The sequence below is a fragment of the Streptosporangium sp. NPDC023963 genome (genome assembly GCF_040639135.1).
Lineage (GTDB): Bacteria > Actinomycetota > Actinomycetes > Streptosporangiales > Streptosporangiaceae > Streptosporangium.
Genome location: NZ_JBEZZK010000008.1, coordinates 298,983 through 316,018, shown reverse-complemented (window position 1 = coordinate 316,018; position 17,036 = coordinate 298,983). Strand labels below are relative to the sequence as shown.

Below are 17,036 nucleotides of genomic sequence, written 5' to 3'. Positions count from 1 at the left end.
ACGGCCCTCGCGAGGCCCGGATCGGGGAAGAGGCCGGGCACCCATACCTTTCCTGTCGAAAACGATGCCAAATATCGTCACGCGCACGATCGATTTTCAGGGCCGCGGCTTTCACACTGGGAGAGTGACATTCCAGATGAGGCGCATCAAGCTAGACATTCCTGACGGACCAGAATACGACCAGGTGCGCGATATGCACGGTCACACGGTCACGGTGTTCGCGTCCACGGAGATCAACGGCGAACGTTCCCTGAAAATCGGCAGCCGGACTCTGCTGCTGAGGAAGGTGGGGGTGGACGAGGACGACGAGGGATCGATGGACGTCTATCGAGCCGAGTCGATTTCGGAGCCCTCTTACTGACTCTTACCGAGCAACCCTCTTACCGAAAGGCTCACCGAGGGAGCCTCCTGAGGAACAGGCTTACCGAGGGGTCGTCCTGAACGGTCGCCCCGGTGCTCCGCTCGCCTCGCGTCCCGGGGCGCCGCGCCCCGCTCGTCCTCGCGCCTCGACGCCCCCACGCCGGTGGCCCGCTTCCGGACCGGCGGTGCCCGGCCCCGGACCTGTGCGCCCGCCGTGGGAGGACGTCGTGGCGGTACGCCACGGAGGCACACCGCGAGGGATGTCCGGGTGGGGAACGCGTGAGAGTACGCCGTTCCAACGGGGGAACTCGTGAGGGAAACGTGCACGCCCGTCCAGCGCGGGCCCGTCCAGCACGAGGAGTCCCGAACCGATGCGCATCACCTTCGCCACCGAAGCGGCACCCGGCAGCCAGAACGCGGACACCGGAAACACCGAGAACACCGGAAACACCGAGAACACCGGGAACGCCGGGAACGCCGGGAACACAGCGGGCAACGACGGCAACGAGGACTTCTTCGGGGCGACCCCGGACGCCTTCGTCCTCCTCGACGGCGCGGGCATCCCGGCGGGGGCGGAGTCCGGGTGCGACCACGGCGTCGGCTGGTACGTCCGCTCTCTGGGCTCGACCCTCCTCGCGGGCATGACGCAGGACACCGGAACGCTCACGGAGATACTCGCGAACGGGATAAAGGCCGTCGCCTCCCTCCACGACTTCGTCTGCGACCTCACCCATCCCGGCTCGCCGTCCGCCACGGTGGTCATGGTCCGCCGTACAGCGGGCGATCTGGACTTCCTCGTCCTGGCGGACTCCGTCCTCGTCCTGGATGTGACCGGCCAGGCGGAGCCGACGGTCGTTTGCGACGACCGGGTGGATCAGATCGGCAGGGCGCACCGGTCGACCATGGACGGCCTCGCCTACGGAAGTTCCGAGCGCGTCACCGCGCATCGGGAGTACGTGGAGACCATGCGGGGCCACCGCAACCGCGAGGGTGGTTTCTGGATCGCCGCCGTCGACCCGCTCACCGCCGAGCAGTCGCTCACCGGCACGCTCCCCGCCCACCGGGTGCGGGCGGCCGCCCTGCTCAGCGACGGAGCCTCCCGGCTCGTCGACCAGTTCGAGCTGGCCACCTGGCGTGAGGCCCTCGACACCCTCGAACGCTCCGGCCCCGGAGAACTGATCCGCCGGGTCCGCGAGGCGGAGCACACCGACCCCAAGGGCTCCCGCTGGCCCCGGACGAAAATCCACGACGACGCGACGGCCGCCTACTGCCTGTTCGACTGACCCCCGGTCGGCCGGCCCCCGGCCCGCCGGGCAGGTGATCATCCGATGCCCCTCACCCGGACGGCGCCGGGCCCTCCAGATGGCGGAACAGCTCGTGCGCCGAACCGATGCTCGCGCGCAACGCCTGCTCCAGCTCGTCGGCCTCGCCGGTGAGGTGCCCGATCTCGGGCATGCTCAGGCCGTCGGCCCCCGACTCGGCGAGCAGCTCCTCGTAGCGGGGCAACCGCTCCACCAGCGCCTCGATCTGGCCGCGGGCCCGGTAGGCACGTTCGGCGTCGGCGACATGGGCCGCGTAACGCTCGAGCGCCTCGACCTTCGCGGTGACGGCGCTCTCGCTGCCGGCGAGCACGCGCTCCAGCGGCTTCATCGCGGCCGCCACCTCCGGGGTGACCCCGCCCCGCACGAGATCGCGGTGTTCTCCACGAAGGGAGGACAGCTTGGCCAGCAGGCGCGCGACCTCCCATTCCTGTGGCGGCAGCATGACGGCGTTCCGTACGTCGTCGAGCAGTCCCTCGGCGTTGACGCGCGACCGCAGGACGGAGTCGACCGCCAGCCGCGCCCGGCCGAGCAGGCGGCTCGCGTCGGCGTCGAAGTCGTCGGGGAGAAGATAGGAATCGCGGTAGCGGTGCGCGAGCTCGAACAGTTCCTGCTCCGGGCTGCCGCTCTCCTCGGAATCCCTCGCGGCCCTGATCGCCGCGAAAACGAAGTACGCGAGCATGATGAGCATCAGGATTCCGAGCCCGGCCCCTTTTTCGAAGGAAAGCACCGCCAGAAAGCCGACCGCCGCGAACATACCGGCGACGGCCGGGATAACCGCGGATCTCCTCGGCGGATTCTCCAACGGCCTCCAACCGGCCCGTATGCGTTTGAGCAGGGATGGATTCGCGCGAAGCAGACCCGCGACCTCAGGCGGCAGCCCGGGATCGACCACCACACCGGGCCGCTGTCTTCCTGAGCCTTCCAGACCCCACCGTCCTTCCCTCCGGTGGTCATTGTAAGACCCGGAAGCCCGATGACATATGAGTCGCCGGCCGAGAGAGGAAGAACATCGGAACAGGCCTGGAGCATGAGAATCAATGGTTGTTTCACGTCACACAACGGCTGCGGACACATAATGAGATTCCGGCGCAGACCGATAATCGCGGAGAACCGACGCGTCTCATGGCGCCGGTTCCTCGCCGCTCGCTATGACCGATCGGCGCGCGCCCGGTGAGCCTGTTTTCCCGAGATCTCCGTGAGAGCGAGGGCCCAGGGGTGGCTCTCCCGGCTTTCGTCTCCGGTGTCGACCGGGTCGGACTCGGAAGCGCCGGTCAGGACGCGGACGCCTTCGGCCCTGAGTCCTTCGACGCTCCGGCGGAACGGCGCGCGGGTGGCGAGAGCGTCGTTGACGAAGGGCACGACGACCACGGGGATGCCGAGGCCGGGGGCTTCGGCGAGGAGGCCGAGGGCGTAGGTGTCGGCGATGCCCTGGGCGAACTTGTTGACGGTGTTGTACGTGGCGGGGGCGACGATGATCGCGTCGGCTCGCGGGGGCTTGGGCTCGTCCGGTGTCCGGTACCGGCTGCGGACAGGGCATCCGGTCTGCCGTTCCAGGGCGGGGACGTCGACGAAGTCCAGCGCGGACGGGGTGGCGACGACCTGGACGGTCCAGCCCTCGTCCTGGGCGAGGGTGACGAGACGGCCGACGTCCCGGGCGGCATCGGCCGCGCACACGATGACCTGGAGAAGCCGGCCGGACTCGGTCACGCGATCACTCCCCGGTACGCGGGTGGGTTCAAGGTGTCAGCGGGTTCACGATTCCACAGGGCTGCACCCTGTGAGATCAGCGGGTTGTGAGGTGCCGCCTACGCTTCAGAAGACATCTTGACGGGCGTGACGGACGGTGGAGACTTATGCGGTGGTCAAAACACTACGTCCCCAGAACTACAACGAGGCGATCTACGTCGGGCACTTCTTCCGCACGGGGGTGCCCGTGGTGATGGACCTCACCGCGCTACCGGACGACGAGGCGAAGCAGTTCGTCGACTTCGCCGCCGGTCTGGTGTTCGGCAGAGGCGGGGACATGGACCGCCTGTCGCCCAAGGTGTTCCTGCTGATGCCCCGCGGGCTGGGCAATCGGGTACCGGTCGCCGAAGAGGCGCCGTAGGCGGGTGACGTGCCGGTGGTGCGGCGGATCGACCGCGCCCCACAGACCGACCGGGAACGCCGGTCGCGTCGGTGTGACCGTGATGCGCGAGATGGCGGTGGCGGACGTGGTCGACGCGTGGCGGTCATGACCCGAGGACGCCGGTTCGCGGGTGGCGGCCCGGCCGGGTCGAAGGCCCGTTCTCACCGGGATGAGCCCAACATGCCATGCTTTTCGTCTCATTCGGTACCGGTGCCGGGAAGCAGGGCGGATGCGAGTCCAATGGTGGTGGTCAGTGGCTGCGCTGCTCGTGCTTTTTCCCTCGGTCACGGCCTGGTTCGGCAGCGAGGTCATCGCGAGCACCGGCCTCTTCTACTACGACTTCCACGTCATCGACGGGATCGGGATCTTCCCTCTGTCTCAGGGCCTCGGCATCGGCTACCTGGGCTCCGTCGGCATGGACGTCATGCAGGTGCTGTGGAACGCCGAAATCATCGTGCTGGCCTTCGCGCTCCCCGTACCCATGGTGGCCGTGGCGGCCCTGCTCCGGCGAAGGTGGCGGGATCGAACCACCCTGGTCCTGGCGGTCGTCCTGGGAGTTCTCGCGGTGGTCAACCTCGCCGCCAACGTCGTCGGCCCCTGGTCGGACCTGACCCACTGCCCGCCGGTCGATTACCTGTCTCTCCCCAGCTGGTACTCCTGCTATCGGAACGGCACCGGTGTCGGCATCCCGCCTTTCTTTTACGGCCCGGCTTACGCCTTCGCCGCCTACACCCTGATCGAGATCCATCGTCGTAACCTCACCGATGTGTCTCATCGCCCTGAGGCGCAAAGCGGCGTTGACGTCGTTTCCTGATGTTCGACCCGCGGACGGGACTCCGTGAAACACGCCCCCGTCTCGGATCCGGTGGTGACATAACGTCCTGATACGCCGGCGCGCAAGGAACCGGCGCTTTCGGGTGCGGCCTCTCCCCTCATCGGAGAGGCCGCACCCGTCCCCTTCGCCGGTCGGGCTTCGGGGGCTGCTTCACCCGCCGGTCAGACCACGGTGCAGGCGATGCCGTTGAGGGTGAAGGCGGCCGGTTCGGCGGTGTTGCCGGTGTGGTTGGCCTGGAAGCCGATGTCGATGGTCGCCCCGGGGGCGAGCGTGCCGTTGTGGCTGACGTTGCGGGCGCTCACCTGGCCGCTGGAGGGCGTGTAGGTGGCGTTCCAGCCCGAGGTGATGGACTGGCCGGAGGGCAGGGTGAAGACCAGCGTCCAGCCGTCGATCGTCGAGGTCCCGGTGTTGGTGATGCTGATGTTGGCGGTGAAGCCGTTGTTCCAGGCGTTCACCGTGTAGGCGACCCGGGGTCCGGTGCCGGGTGTCGGGGTGGGCGTCGGAGTCGGGGTGGGGCTCGGGGTCGGGGTGGGGCCGGGGCCCAGGCTGGTCACGAAGGTCATCACGCTTCGGGCGGGAAGCGTGACGGTGAGGGAGCCGTTCGACATGGTGGTCGCCCCCTGGGGCGCGACGTTCCTGCTCGCGTCGGTCAGCCAGGACGAGACGGCGGCCGATCCGGTGCTGTTGGACACGGTGAACTGCTGGCTCACCGCGGAGGTGCCCTTGTTGACGGCGACGATGACGACCGAGGAGTCACCGCCCCGGTACGCCGAGACGTAGACGTTCGACGCCGGGTTCGCCGTCGCGTCGACCCGCACGTAGCCGGGGCGGACGAACCTGGCGAAGTGCGCCATCATCGCGCCGCGCTTGCTGATCTGGCCGTCCTCCCGCATGGGGCCGTAGCTGCGCCGGATGTACCACCAGATGTACGCCTGGAACTCGGCGTCCACCATGGCGCGGTGGATGTGCTCCCCCACGTCGAGCGCCTGGGGCCAGAGGTCGGCCGAGTCGCTGCTGTTGGGGTGGTAGACCTCGGTCATCCAGAGTTCCTTGCCCGCGCCCTTCTGCTTGAAGAGGGGGTAGGGGAAGTTCGAGAACTGCGTGCCGTAGAGGTGAGCGCCGAGGATGTCCATGTTGGCGAGCGCCACGGGGTCGTTGAGGATCGGGTCCGAGATGTTCTTCAGGTACTGGAAGGACTCGGGCGCGATGACCCTGGTGTTGATCGAGCCGGCGTTCTCCCGCATGAACCGGAGGATCTCGGCGGGCGTCCACCACGTCCAGTCATGCGCGTAATCGGGCTCGTTCTGCACCGATATGCCGTACAGGTTCACCCCGTTGTTCCGCATGTGCGTGCTGAAGTCGTTCAGGTGCTGGGCGTAGGCCGCGTACATGTTGGACCTGAGGCGTTTGGCGTTGGTCTGGCTGCCGCGGGTGAAGGTCTCGACCATGCCGGCCGGGGGGTTCCACGGCGACGCGATGACGGACGCCCCGAGCTCGATCGCGCGCCTCGCCGTCGCCACGTCACGGCTCCAGTCCGCCTGGTTCTCGGGGACGGGGATCCTCAGCACGGAGAACCCGAGCCGGCCCTCGCCGGTGCCGAACGCCGTTTCCCGCTGGGCCGCCGTCAGGTCGCCGATCCAGGACGCGAAGGCCATGCCGCCGAAGCCTCGGATCGTCTGCCGCTGCGCCGACGGGTTGATGACCGCCGTGGCGGCCGCGGCCTCCGAGGCCCCCATGACCGTGCCCGCGGCCGTGAGGATCGGCAGGGCCCCCATCGTCGTCAGGACGGTTCTCCGGCTCAGTGGCTTTCGCTCGCCGCTCACGGGCTCATTCTGATCTTGCGTCATGTCTCGTCCTTTTGCCTGTCGGTGCTGATCCGCGCCTTCTGAGTCCCGTTGGCCCACTCGGCGCCGGCTCCCGGCGTCGCCATGAGATGAACCTGATCGTGTTATCGCTAACATGAGCGGCTGTTATCGGCTCCCGAAATTGTTGGCGTTAACATTTCCCCGTAAGAACCGGCACGCGAGTGCGGCGGCGATGCGGACCGCTCAGGTGGCCGCGCGGAGGGGTGACACTCCAGCGGAGTGTGGTTCCGCCCCGGCGGGCGGGTCAAGCACGAGGCGGGCCGGCGGGCAGGCGAACTGCGTGAACCTCTCGCCGAGCCGTGAAAATTTCAGATCGGGAACCTGCGGCCCGGTCGTCGTATCCGTGCCTTCCCCACCGGCTCTGACCGCTGTTGGCACCGAAACGGGCCTGGCCGGTCACACCGTGGCGTCCTCCCAGTGCGGGGTGTGCGATTCGATGTCCTCCGGCACGCGAATCCGCCCGTTCGCGAGAACGAGTGGCGCGACCTCGGTGCTCTCGTGGAAGCGCAGGTAACCGACGAAGGATTCGACACCTGCGGCATGTGCGTCGGCCGAGCACCGGCCCAGCCAGGCCAGCAGGGTCCGGACCTGGTAGAAGTCGTCAGGATGGAGTTCCTGGCGTACCGTCAGAGCCCAGCCGTCCGGTCGCTCTCGCGCGACCAGCTCGGCGACGAGCGCGCCCCCCACTCGCCGGGCGGCGCCGCGCTGCGCGAACACGGGCTCCGCCTCCGCGTCCTCCCACTCGCAGTCGGGGTCGTCAGGATCACCGAGTGGATGGGCTTCCCCGTATCCGTCAGTGCCGATCGGCAGTCGCTCAGGTCGTGGCCCCCGCCCCACATGCCACCGCAGCTCGGCGAGCTCGTCGTCGGTGACGTCAGCACGGATGTTCACCGACAGTACGAATTCGTAGATGTCCGCCATCGGCACACCGTACCGCCGCGAAACCCTGAAAGATCATCTTGAGGGGCTACGGGGGGCGGGGCGGTTCGAGGGCCGGGTCACGAGTGCGGTTCCGGCGACAAAAGTGATCGCGGCCGCCGCGAGGAGGGACCAGACCACGGGCCGGTACCATTCGGGGCCTTCGGACACCGACAGATGAACCGGCTCCCCGTTGCCGTGGACGAACGGCCCCAGCGCCACGGTCGCGAGCAGCACCGTCATATACGGCACGACCGCCACACCCGCCAGCGTCGCCGCTGTCACCTGCGCCCCGTTTCCGCCGCGTGCCGCGCCGATGGCGACCGCGCAGGCCACCAGCGCGGCCACGGCCAGCAGCGCCGCGTACACCCAGGCGTCTCGAACGGACAGGTCGAGCAGGCGGTCGGCGGTGCCGGGATCGTGGACGAAGCCGCTCGCCGCGTCCGCTCCCTCGGCGACGGCCTCGCCGAGCGCCGCCTTCCTCGCCTGGGCGATGCCCGCGAAGTTCAGTGCCGCCACCGCCAGGGCACACGTCGCCGTCACGGCCATGAACCCGGCGGCGAGAGGGCGGGCGGACGCGGGCCTGCCGGTCGTTCTGACCGACCATCGAGCGATCAGGATGAGCACGCCCATGTGGACAGCCGCCGCGAGCGCGATCACCACGGTCCGGGCGGGCGCGTACCAGTACGGGTGGACGGCCCGCAGCGCCTCCCCGTAGGGGGCGGCGAGCCTCGGCTCGGGCAACGGCTGGAACCACAGCGCCGCGCCGAGCCCGCACAGGTAGGGAGCCGTCACCACCCCGACCCAAAACGACATGGCGGCCGACCGGCGCCTCCAGGCGAACCAGGCCAGCGTGCCCAGCGTCCCCGCGGTCACCGCGATGAACAGCGCGAAGGCGGTGGTCCGCCCCGCGGCCTCCTCCCTGACCCGCCGTACCTTCTGGGCCAGGCCGCCATCCGAGCCGGCCACCCCTTCGATGTCCGGCCTCGCGTCCGGCAGCCGTGCGGCCGCCGATCCCAGCTCGGCAGAGGCGAGTACGTCGAGCACCACCACGGCCAGGCCCCACATCATGACGAGAGACAGCACGACCATGGACACGACCAGGCCGCGGTCACGTCCGTCCGCGAAAATCTTCGGCGCCATGGCCACCCCTGGATCCTCACCGCAAAAGCATCACCACAACAGGATGCCCTACAGGGACAGATCATCCCGCCGGCGATCGTCATCCGGCAGGCGGGACCCCTGAGGAATCGGCTCGGGCTGAAGCCCTCAGGTGGCGAAGGTAGATGGCGCGGACCAGGGCGTGCAGCCCTTGATGCGGATCGGTTCGGCCGTGCCGGCATAGACCGGCGCCCTGTCCGCGTCCTTGCTTGGTGACATCGCGAGGAGGACAGGTGGATCCAGGATTTGAGGCGGACTTCCAAAAGTTCGTCGTCGATCGATCAGGGGCGCTGTTCCGTACCGCGTACTTGCTGACCGGCGACCGGCACGCCGCCGAGGACCTGATGCAGTCGGCGTTGGCGAAGACAGCGGTGAAGTGGCGCAGCCTGCGCGACCCGGCGGCCATCGAGGGTTACGTCCGCCGTGCCATGTATCACGAGCAGGTGAGCTGGTGGCGGCGCCGTTCCCGCGTCGCGGAGGTGTCCACCGGATGGCTGCCCGAACAGATCGGCGACGGGCACGCCGAGTTGGTGGATCTTCGCCTGGTGATGCGCGCGGCTCTCGCCCGGCTGACACCCCGGCAGCGGACCATGCTCGTGCTGCGCTACTTCGAGGACCTGTCCGAGACCGAGATCGCGCGGCTGCTCGGTGTCAGGGTGGGGTCGGTACGCAGCCAGATCTACCGGTCGTTGGAGCGTCTGAAGAAGGCCGCCCCTGAACTGAGCACCGTGAGGGAGTTCGGATGAACATCGAGGATCTGCTGCGCGAGACCCTTTCCGACATGGCCCACGAGGAGCAGCCACCCCCACCGGGCCGGTTCTTCCCCGCCAACCGGAACCGATCCCGCCGGCGCGGCCTCGCCCTGGCGGCGGCGGCGGCCGTAACCGTGATGGCGGTCGGATCCACGCTCGTGGTCCAGGGGTTGTCCTCTCCGGTGGCGGCCCCCAAGGACTTCACCGGGCAGGGCTCCGGCGAGACTCCTGCGGAGACCGGGCAGGGGCAGACCACCCTGACCGTGAGAGAAGGACAGCGGCTCACGCAGATCTTGAAGCAGCTGTCGACCGCCACCGGCAGACCGCTCGCGGAGTTCAGGCGGGCCGCCGAGGACGGCGAGGCGCTCGGCCTTCCGGCCTACGCCGAGGGCGCGCCGGAAGGATTCGCCTTCCCCGGAACCTATGAGGTCTCACCCACGTCGAGCCCCGACGAACTCCTCGCCGCGATGGTGACACGCTTCAACCGCGCCGCCGAGGACAGCGACCTGGTGGCCGGTGCCGGGCGTGTCGGCCGTACGCCACTGGAGATCCTGACCATCGCCAGCATCGTCCAGGCCGAGTCGACCGACAAGCGCGACATGTCCAGGATCGCGCGGGTCATCCACAACCGGCTGAACCACACGCCCGAGATGAAGCTGTCCCTGGACAGCACGATCATGTACGGCCTGAACAAGTCCGGCGTCATGGCCTCGAAGGAGGATCTCAGGAGCCGGTCGCGGTACAACACCTACGCGCGTCTCGGCCTGCCGCCCGGTCCCATCTGCAACCCGGGCGCCGACGCCATCGAAGCCGCTCTGAAGCCGGCCGCCGGGCCCTGGCTGTACTTCGTGAAGACCGACCGGGAGAAGGGCATCACGAAGTTCGCCGCCTCCGAACCCGAGTTCCTCAAGCTGGTCGAGGAGTTCAAGAAGAACCGCAGGACCGGGTGACGGACCGGGTGACGGAGCGGCCCGCCGCAGTCCTCGGCTCATCAGTTCTCGGTTCGACACGGCTGAGGGAACCGGTTCCTCCGCGTCAGCCGGCCTCCATGTTCCAGCCTTCGTCGAGCCTGGCCAGCAGCAGCCTCACACCGGGCCGATGCCCTCCACCCCCGGACGGATCATCAGCGACACGGCGGAGCATGTCCGTGGCGCCACGGACGCGCCTCACGATCCCTTCGATGAGGCCGACAGACCCGGCCGACGGGTCCTCGTAGATCCCGAACCCCGGCTCGGGACAGAAGCATCCCCACCAGTCCAGCAGCGCGTTCAACGCCTCCTGCCGGGGTGGTCCCGGCCGTTCCCCGATCGCTTCCAGAAGCACGCTCGCCGCGGGAACGGCAGCCGGGTAGAGGGTTCCGGCATGGTCGTTCGTGACCGCGTACCGGAGATCGGCCAGCGCGCGGGCGGCCTGCCGAGCGTCTGCGGACCCGGTCAGCGCCTCCATCGCCGCTCGGGCGGCATCCGGGAGGTACCAGGCCGGTCCCGGTATCCGGTCCCAGTCCATGTGATCCACGACTCCCCTCCCGATCCTCCAGGCAAGATTCTCGCGCGCGATCTGGGAGAACGTCTCAAAATCCATCCCGCACGCATCCCGCGGACACCGGCCGAGAGCCGCTCACGGTCGCATACCCCGGAAACGATCAACGGCGCCTCACCGAGGCCGAATGTCTGGTCAGACGCCGTTCGTGCCGCAGCTCATTCCTTCCCCACTTCTTGACCTGCCCCCCAGGCTGTCCGAGATCATGCCGATCATGTGGTTCTCCCGTTTCCTCGCGATCGGGCTCCTCAGCGGAACCTTGATGATCCCGCTCCTGCACTCTCCCCGGGGCGGGGGATTCGAGCATCTACGCCTGGATGCGATCATGAGCCTGGAGATCGGCTGGTTTCTCACGGTCCCGGTCTCACTGGTGGCCGGAGTCTTGTGGGCCGGCTTTTTCAGCAAACGGCCCCGGCCGGCGCCTCCGGGCTTCGTCCTGGGAGGGATCACCGTCGCGTTCGGATCTCTGGTCCTGTCCCAGGCAATGGCCGCGTCACGATGGCTCAACAGCTCACCTGCCGGAGTCGGCGATCCGGACGGCGAATACGTCATGATGGCGTTCGCCGAGTTTTCGGGAGTGGTTGCCTTGCTCATCGGCGCGGTGATCCTGATCAGTCGGGGCGCCGCCGTTCAGCGTTCCCGGAAAATAGGCGTTCCGGCCCTCACGAACCACTGATCAACAGAGAACGGAGCGGACACGGGAAGCCTGAGTTCCTGGCGTTCTATCTGCAAAAACGAATGTCAGTATTGCCCGACCTGCGAAAAAACGGCCCATCGCAATGATTGTGCTCCCTGGGGCTCCCCCTTTCTGCCGGGCTCTTCCTTCGTGTACTTCTGTCGTAGCACACCGCTTCGCGTTCACCCCTGATGCCGGCTCTGTTTACGCTCGACGACTGCACAGATGAGAGCCGCGACCAGCATCCCGAACCCCGCCTTCACCGCGATGTCAAGCGTCTCAGGGCCCGCGGAGAAGTCGCGGCCGAAGATCTGAACCACACCCACCAGCGGCAGGAGGAGCAACACGACGCCACCGGCGAGAAATCCTCTGCGGAAGATCCCGGTCGCGTCATCCGGGTTCAGAAAGGCGCGATAGGCCGCATGCCCAAGAGCCACCAACGGGAGCAGCACCAAAAGACTGTCAAAGAGGTCCGTCACGACGGATGATCGTATAGCAGCGCGGCGGTGCAGGGAAGCGAGCGCCAAATACTGGAGGAATACTGGAACACGTCACATAAAAGCCGACCGATGTCGCTGACACTTGCCGCAGAGTTCGACATCGACAAGAAAACCATTTTGAATTGGTCGCATGGTAAGACCCGAGTCTACGCGGGCGGCCCCGCAGGGGCGGTTATAAGCGATCCAGATGCCGATACGGTGAATCTGTCACAGACACTGTTCTGAAGTCGCACTGCCCTCTAGATCTGAACCTCATTCTGAAACCGTCAGAGCGGCGTGAGCGGAGACACGAAGGGACCCTGAGCAGCACTGGGGCCCTTCTGCGGCCCTGTCGGTGTCGGCAGGGCTCAAGCCGCTCGGCGACTCATGACGAGGTCCGCGATGGCACGAACCGGCAGGCGCAACGTCTGACCATGCGTCCGAAACAGGGCATCACGGGAGCTGAAATACCCCAGATCGAACAGGACGTGGCTCGAGAGATCGCAGGACGAGCAGGTCACACCGTCCCAGTCCACGGCGGTACGGGCCACCGCATCGAAGAGCGTCTCACCACCGGCATTGACACTCCCGCCGTTCGCCACTTCACCGCTTGGCACAGCTTGCCGGTACAGGCCCTGGCAAGGTCGCCAGGGTTCGCTCCGACGTGAACCTGATTCCGGAGTTGGCAGCCTTCGCCGAACCGGGCATCGAGGGCAGCCACCTGGGGAAACGCGACCAACATCATTCCGCGTATATTCCGCGCGGGCCAAGCGTTGGCATAATGACGTAGAGATCAAGAAGGTGATGCCGTGGAGGACTACCAGCGTGACCTCATCGGCCAGATGGCCGCGCGCCTCGACCTGTACGACTCAGGCGAGGTATCCCTACCCAAGCTGGTCGAAGATCTCCGCGGCCTGTTCGATGTGGCCGATCCCCATGAGCTGAGCGTCAGGGACTCGTTCCAGTGGCTCTGGGCCGATCTCGACGCGGAGAGCGAACTGAGAACAGAACCATGGGCACCCCCTGGCCTCGCCGATGACGCCCACCTGAGTGGGATCCTCCATGGGTTGCGATCCTGGGTCACAAGCGTCACCGAAGCGACTCACCCTAGTTCGGCTTGACTTGGTGGAAACCCGCGCCATCAGCTTGGGAAGTCTCTACGCACCGTGGTCGCCGACCAGGTAAAACGCTGACCTGTGGGGGAGCGGGGTGAGTGCCGGTGAGTCCCCGTGAGTTCCCTTTGATCCCTCTACTAACGGACACGCAACGGACACAGAGTCGATGAGCTGACCTCTTCCTCATCAGGACCATCCGACACGCGATCAGAGGCTCGTGTCCTGCTCTGGAATGGTGCCGAGCGGTCGTGATCGTGAGCGGTTGTGTGAGGCTGTTGCAGTACGCGTTGCAGTAATGCGCCGCAGCCTGGTTCTCCCCCGCCCTCCTCGAAGCTGCCGATCCCCAGGGCGAGGCCGCCGTGTCAAGGGTCAACGAAGTTGATCGTGTAGCGACGCCGTAGGCGCCCTTGACTCGGTGGCCTCAACCGGGACACTCGACCAGAGAGAAGGACGAACCCCGGATTAGAAGAAGACGATTCAGCTTCTGTCTGGGCGTTTGTTGTCCGCCAACGTCCGCAGGCTTCCGCCATGGTTCGCCCTCTTGGCTGTACTTGTGGCTGTACAGCCACACCGAATGAGCGGTTAGGGAGGCCATCGTTCAGAGAGGTTCTACCAGGACCAACGCCCCGCCCCGGTCTTTCTGGCACCTGCTGGTACAGCGGTGAACTGCAACCTGAACTGCAACCCAAGCGGGCTTATGACCTGCGGGAACGCGTAGATGCAACCTAACTGTCTCGCAGCCCTGACACAGTGGGCCTATGCGAGGAGAGCTAAAGGACTGGCCGGAGTCGGTATGGACGTGCTGGAACTGCTGGATCGCGGTCCCGACCGGTGATCAGACGGGTGTCATGGAAATCTTGGGCTTGTCCCCGCTCAGGCCAATCACGTTCGCCGAGGCGCAAGAAGTGATCGACGCTGATGGACACAGCGAATTGGATGATCATGAGCACCTGTTGCGGGTCTTTGTCACCCCTGAAGTGGACGGCTGGACTCTGATTCTCGGCGCGTGGTGCGATCCTTACGACAACGAGCGCCGTGAGGATGTGCTTCAACTGTGCAAGGCGCTCAGTACAAGATACGGGGCAGCCCAGGCCTACTATTACGGCGCACAAGGGGACGGCTCGGCGTGGCTGATAGCCGAGCACGGCATCGTCGTGCGCCGGTACGCGGCCACTGGCGAGCCCGATGACGAACTCCTCACTCTCGGCGATCCGCTGGCCCTGGAGCAGGCACGCCGCCTGGAACTAGGGCTACCGACCGGCGGAGACCTGCGAACCGCAAGCAGCGAACAGATCGATGAGTGGAAATGGGTCTCCTTCGAATTAGCCCCTGAGATCGCCGCCGCGTACGGCGTCAGTCCGCTCACCTTGACCCACAAGACGCAGGTGCGAGGAACGGGCATGCTTGCGCTGACGCCATATGTAGCCGACCACAAGGCATAGAGGCGAACCACTCTTCGCGACTCTGACGCGTCAAGCCGTCTCTTGGCTCGCTACGTTAGTCGGTGAGCCAGGGTGAGGAACGAACCCTGGCTCACCGATCGCCCCCAAGCACCTACGGCGTCCAGCCATGCCGTGGCGATCGTAGGGCTGCACTTGTGCGGCGGCGTGGCAGCCCCGGTCGGTGCGTTCGGTTGGTGCGGCGGGGCCGGCGTGCGGTGCCCGGCCCGGTGTCCCGTCGCCGTCCGGGACCGGCACCCAGGCCGCACGCCCGGACGGCGGGCGGGTGGAGGGCCGGGGGTGCGGCGGCGCGCCGCGCCGCCGCTTGATACCTATGAGAACAATTCGGCAATGACTTAGGTCGCGCTCATGTCCTGTCTCGCTTGATGGTTGACACTCAAGCCTCGCTTGATGCTTGACACCTTGATCGTCTTCTGTGCCTGCTCGTGGCGTTGTCTGCGCTTCGGGGGCCGGAATGGCATTGGTGGAGTTGAGTGTCGTGGAGCAGCGCTATCACGCGGTGATCGAGGTGTTGTCGGGGGCGAAGGTCACCGATGTCGCCGAACGGTATGGGATCTCGCGTCAGTCGGTGCATACCTGGCTGCGCCGCTATCGAGAGGGCGGGCTGGGCGCGTTGGCCGATCGCTCGCACCGGGTGCGGGCGCATCCGATGCAGACCCCGGCCGCGATCGAGGCGATGATCTGTGAGTTGCGGCGCGCTCATCCGCGGTGGGGGCCGCGCACGTTGGGCTGGGAGCTGGCCCGGCGCGGGGTGGATCCGGTGCCCTCGCGCTCCAGTATCTACCGGGCGCTGCTGCGCAACGGCTTGATCGATCCGATGGCGCGTAAACGCAAACGTGGTGATTACGTGCGCTGGGAGCGGCCCGAGCCGATGCAGCTGTGGCAGATGGACATCATGGGCGGGGTGCTGCTGGAAGACGGCACCGAATGCAAGCTGATCACCGGGGTGGATGACCATTCGCGGTTTTGTGTGATCGCCTCGGTGGTGGCCCGGCCCACCGGGCGGCAGGTGTGCGGCGTTCGCCGCGGCGATGCGCACCTTCGGGGTGCCGCTGGAGGTGCTGACCGACAACGGTAAGCAGTTCACCGGCCGGTTCGGCGGCCCCAAGGCCGGTGAGGTTTTGTTCGAGGGCATCTGCCGGGAAAACGGCATCCGGCTGCTGCATACCCGGCCGCGCACCCCGACCACCACCGGTAAGATCGAACGCTTTCACCAGACGGTGCGCCGGGAGTTGCTCGACGACGAGGTGCCGTTCGCCTCGATGGACGCGGCGCAGGAGGCGGTGGATGCCTTCGCCGAGCACTACAACACCGCGCGTCCGCACCAGGCGTTGGAGATGGCCTTTCCCGCCGACCGCTTCTTCGCCGATCAGGCCGACCACCACCAGCAGCGGCAACAGGCCGATGAGGCGTTGCCGTTGCGGTTGCCGGCGAGCCTGAGTGTGATGGTGCCACCGGCCGTGCAGACCGTCTCGGCGCCGCCGGAAGTCGTCACCGATGAGGAGGTGGCGGTGACCGAGCCGATGGCCCTTCAGGCCATCGAGGTCGAGCGGGTGGTGCCGGACTCGGGCAACCTGTCGGTCGGCCGCCAGCAGGTCTGGCTCGGCCCCGACCGCGCCGGGTTGGCGATCACGTTGTGGATCAGTACCGCGCATCTGCACGTGTTCACCACCGCCGGTGGTGGCCGGCTCAAGACGGTGGCCTCCCGGCTGACGGTCAAGGACCTGGCGGCTTTGGTCGCCTGCGGTGCTGCGCGCCCGGCCGGGCCCGCGCCGATCTGCGATGCCTCGCAGCACCGTGCGGCCATCGAGGTGGATCGGCTGGTCAGCTCGATCGGGGTCGTCAGCCTGGCCAGTCATGCGTTGTGCATCGGTGCTCATCTGGCCGGCCAGCGCGTCACCTTGCGCCTGGACGGCATCACCGCCCAGGTCATGGACGGCGAACGCACCCTGCTGCGCGCGGTGCGCTGCCCGCTGCCGATCACCGAGTGCGGGCGGCTGCGCGGGGCTCGCCGGGCCGGGCCACCACCGGCCGCGCCTACCGGGCCGGTCACCGTTCAGCGCACGGTCTCCATCCGCGGCGGCATCATGGTCGTCGACCAGAAGATCCACATCGGCCGGGTACACGCCCGCAAGATTCTCGATGTGACCGTGGATGACACCCACATCGTCATCCACGCCGATGGCGAACCGATCCGCGTCGTGTCCCGGACCACGACTCAGGAGATCACCAGGATCACGTCCAGAGCGCATACCAAGCAGCGAAAGAGCGGCTAGGGATCAGGGTGATGAGGCAGACGGCCCTGTCCGCACCCCGGGTCCCGTCCTTTACCGTGCGGGCGACCTCATCGTGGTGAGATTACACGTGCAGCTGTGATCCTCCGCAGCTCCGTGCTGGTTTCCTGATCACGTCCAAGGCGCATACTG

At 67.1% G+C, this 17,036-nt stretch carries 19 protein-coding genes; 12 read left to right on the top strand and 7 right to left on the bottom strand.

Annotated features, from left to right (window positions below):
* Positions 1-124 precede the first annotated feature (124 nt).
* Both AB0F88_RS25185 and AB0F88_RS25180 read left to right on the top strand, forming a co-directional pair.
* On the top strand, positions 125-361 hold the full coding sequence (locus tag AB0F88_RS25185) for a hypothetical protein (protein ID WP_362688635.1): 237 nt from the start codon (positions 125-127) through the stop codon (positions 359-361).
* A gap of 370 nt (positions 362-731) precedes the next feature.
* A complete protein-coding gene (locus AB0F88_RS25180; protein WP_362688632.1) occupies positions 732-1,643 on the top strand; it encodes a protein phosphatase 2C domain-containing protein in 912 nt (303 codons plus the stop codon).
* Between the two features lie 52 nt (positions 1,644-1,695).
* Here the strand turns inward: AB0F88_RS25180 and AB0F88_RS25175 are convergent, their stop codons facing one another.
* Entirely contained in the window at positions 1,696-2,370 is a 675-nt protein-coding gene (locus AB0F88_RS25175) for a hypothetical protein (RefSeq protein ID WP_362688629.1), read from the bottom strand.
* 458 nt (positions 2,371-2,828) lie between these two features.
* A complete protein-coding gene (locus AB0F88_RS25170; protein WP_362688626.1) occupies positions 2,829-3,389 on the bottom strand; it encodes a flavoprotein in 561 nt (186 codons plus the stop codon).
* Between the two features lie 151 nt (positions 3,390-3,540).
* Between AB0F88_RS25170 and AB0F88_RS25165 the strand changes: the two genes are divergently transcribed.
* Positions 3,541-3,789, top strand: coding sequence for a cell division protein SepF (locus AB0F88_RS25165; protein WP_362688623.1), 249 nt, complete (start codon positions 3,541-3,543; stop codon positions 3,787-3,789).
* Between the two features lie 274 nt (positions 3,790-4,063).
* Positions 4,064-4,624, top strand: a complete 561-nt coding sequence (locus AB0F88_RS25160) for a hypothetical protein (RefSeq protein ID WP_362688620.1) — start codon at positions 4,064-4,066, stop codon at positions 4,622-4,624.
* A gap of 182 nt (positions 4,625-4,806) precedes the next feature.
* Here AB0F88_RS25160 and AB0F88_RS25155 read toward each other — a convergent pair whose 3' ends face one another.
* The 3 genes from AB0F88_RS25155 to AB0F88_RS25145 all read right to left on the bottom strand — a co-directional run bounded on the left by AB0F88_RS25155 (position 4,807) and on the right by AB0F88_RS25145 (position 8,571).
* A complete protein-coding gene (locus tag AB0F88_RS25155) occupies positions 4,807-6,468 on the bottom strand; it encodes a cellulose binding domain-containing protein (RefSeq protein ID WP_362688617.1) in 1,662 nt (553 codons plus the stop codon).
* 438 nt (positions 6,469-6,906) lie between these two features.
* The gene (locus AB0F88_RS25150) at positions 6,907-7,431 is read right to left on the bottom strand and encodes a hypothetical protein (RefSeq protein ID WP_362688614.1); all 525 of its coding nucleotides are present in this window, start codon (positions 7,429-7,431) and stop codon (positions 6,907-6,909) included.
* Positions 7,432-7,464: 33 nt separating this feature from the next.
* Positions 7,465-8,571 (bottom strand): hypothetical protein, encoded by a 1,107-nt coding sequence (locus tag AB0F88_RS25145; protein ID WP_362688611.1) that lies wholly within the window; start codon positions 8,569-8,571, stop codon positions 7,465-7,467.
* A gap of 251 nt (positions 8,572-8,822) precedes the next feature.
* Here AB0F88_RS25145 and AB0F88_RS25140 point away from each other — a divergent pair, with 251 nt between their 5' ends.
* Both AB0F88_RS25140 and mltG read left to right on the top strand, forming a co-directional pair.
* Positions 8,823-9,335, top strand: a complete 513-nt coding sequence (locus AB0F88_RS25140; RefSeq protein ID WP_362688608.1) for a SigE family RNA polymerase sigma factor — start codon at positions 8,823-8,825, stop codon at positions 9,333-9,335.
* Positions 9,332-10,291 carry an endolytic transglycosylase MltG gene (gene mltG, locus AB0F88_RS25135; protein ID WP_362688606.1) on the top strand — a complete coding sequence of 320 codons (960 nt, stop codon included), beginning with the start codon at positions 9,332-9,334 and terminating at the stop codon, positions 10,289-10,291. The genes AB0F88_RS25140 and mltG overlap by 4 nt, the downstream gene beginning before the upstream one ends.
* Positions 10,292-10,376: 85 nt before the next feature.
* Here the strand turns inward: mltG and AB0F88_RS25130 are convergent, their stop codons facing one another.
* Positions 10,377-10,856 (bottom strand): hypothetical protein, encoded by a 480-nt coding sequence (locus tag AB0F88_RS25130; protein WP_362688604.1) that lies wholly within the window; start codon positions 10,854-10,856, stop codon positions 10,377-10,379.
* Positions 10,857-11,007: 151 nt separating this feature from the next.
* Between AB0F88_RS25130 and AB0F88_RS25125 the strand changes: the two genes are divergently transcribed.
* Positions 11,008-11,556: a hypothetical protein gene (locus tag AB0F88_RS25125; RefSeq protein ID WP_362688602.1), complete on the top strand. Its 549-nt coding sequence runs from the start codon at positions 11,008-11,010 to the stop codon at positions 11,554-11,556.
* Between the two features lie 182 nt (positions 11,557-11,738).
* On the opposite strand, the gene AB0F88_RS25120 is transcribed toward AB0F88_RS25125, so the two are convergent.
* Positions 11,739-12,035: a hypothetical protein gene (locus tag AB0F88_RS25120; protein WP_362688599.1), complete on the bottom strand. Its 297-nt coding sequence runs from the start codon at positions 12,033-12,035 to the stop codon at positions 11,739-11,741.
* A 90-nt stretch (positions 12,036-12,125) separates the two neighbouring features.
* Here AB0F88_RS25120 and AB0F88_RS25115 point away from each other — a divergent pair, with 90 nt between their 5' ends.
* The 5 genes from AB0F88_RS25115 (at position 12,126) to AB0F88_RS25095 (ending at position 16,886) form a co-directional block, all read left to right on the top strand.
* Positions 12,126-12,281 (top strand): hypothetical protein, encoded by a 156-nt coding sequence (locus AB0F88_RS25115; protein ID WP_362688596.1) that lies wholly within the window; start codon positions 12,126-12,128, stop codon positions 12,279-12,281.
* A 563-nt stretch (positions 12,282-12,844) separates the two neighbouring features.
* Positions 12,845-13,156, top strand: a complete 312-nt coding sequence (locus AB0F88_RS25110; protein WP_362688593.1) for a hypothetical protein — start codon at positions 12,845-12,847, stop codon at positions 13,154-13,156.
* 752 nt (positions 13,157-13,908) lie between these two features.
* Positions 13,909-14,592, top strand: a complete 684-nt coding sequence (locus tag AB0F88_RS25105) for a hypothetical protein (protein ID WP_362688591.1) — start codon at positions 13,909-13,911, stop codon at positions 14,590-14,592.
* A 496-nt stretch (positions 14,593-15,088) separates the two neighbouring features.
* Positions 15,089-15,688: a helix-turn-helix domain-containing protein gene (locus tag AB0F88_RS25100; RefSeq protein ID WP_362688588.1), complete on the top strand. Its 600-nt coding sequence runs from the start codon at positions 15,089-15,091 to the stop codon at positions 15,686-15,688.
* Entirely contained in the window at positions 15,642-16,886 is a 1,245-nt protein-coding gene (locus tag AB0F88_RS25095; protein ID WP_362688585.1) for an integrase core domain-containing protein, read from the top strand. The genes AB0F88_RS25100 and AB0F88_RS25095 overlap by 47 nt, the downstream gene beginning before the upstream one ends.
* Positions 16,887-17,036 lie beyond the last annotated feature (150 nt).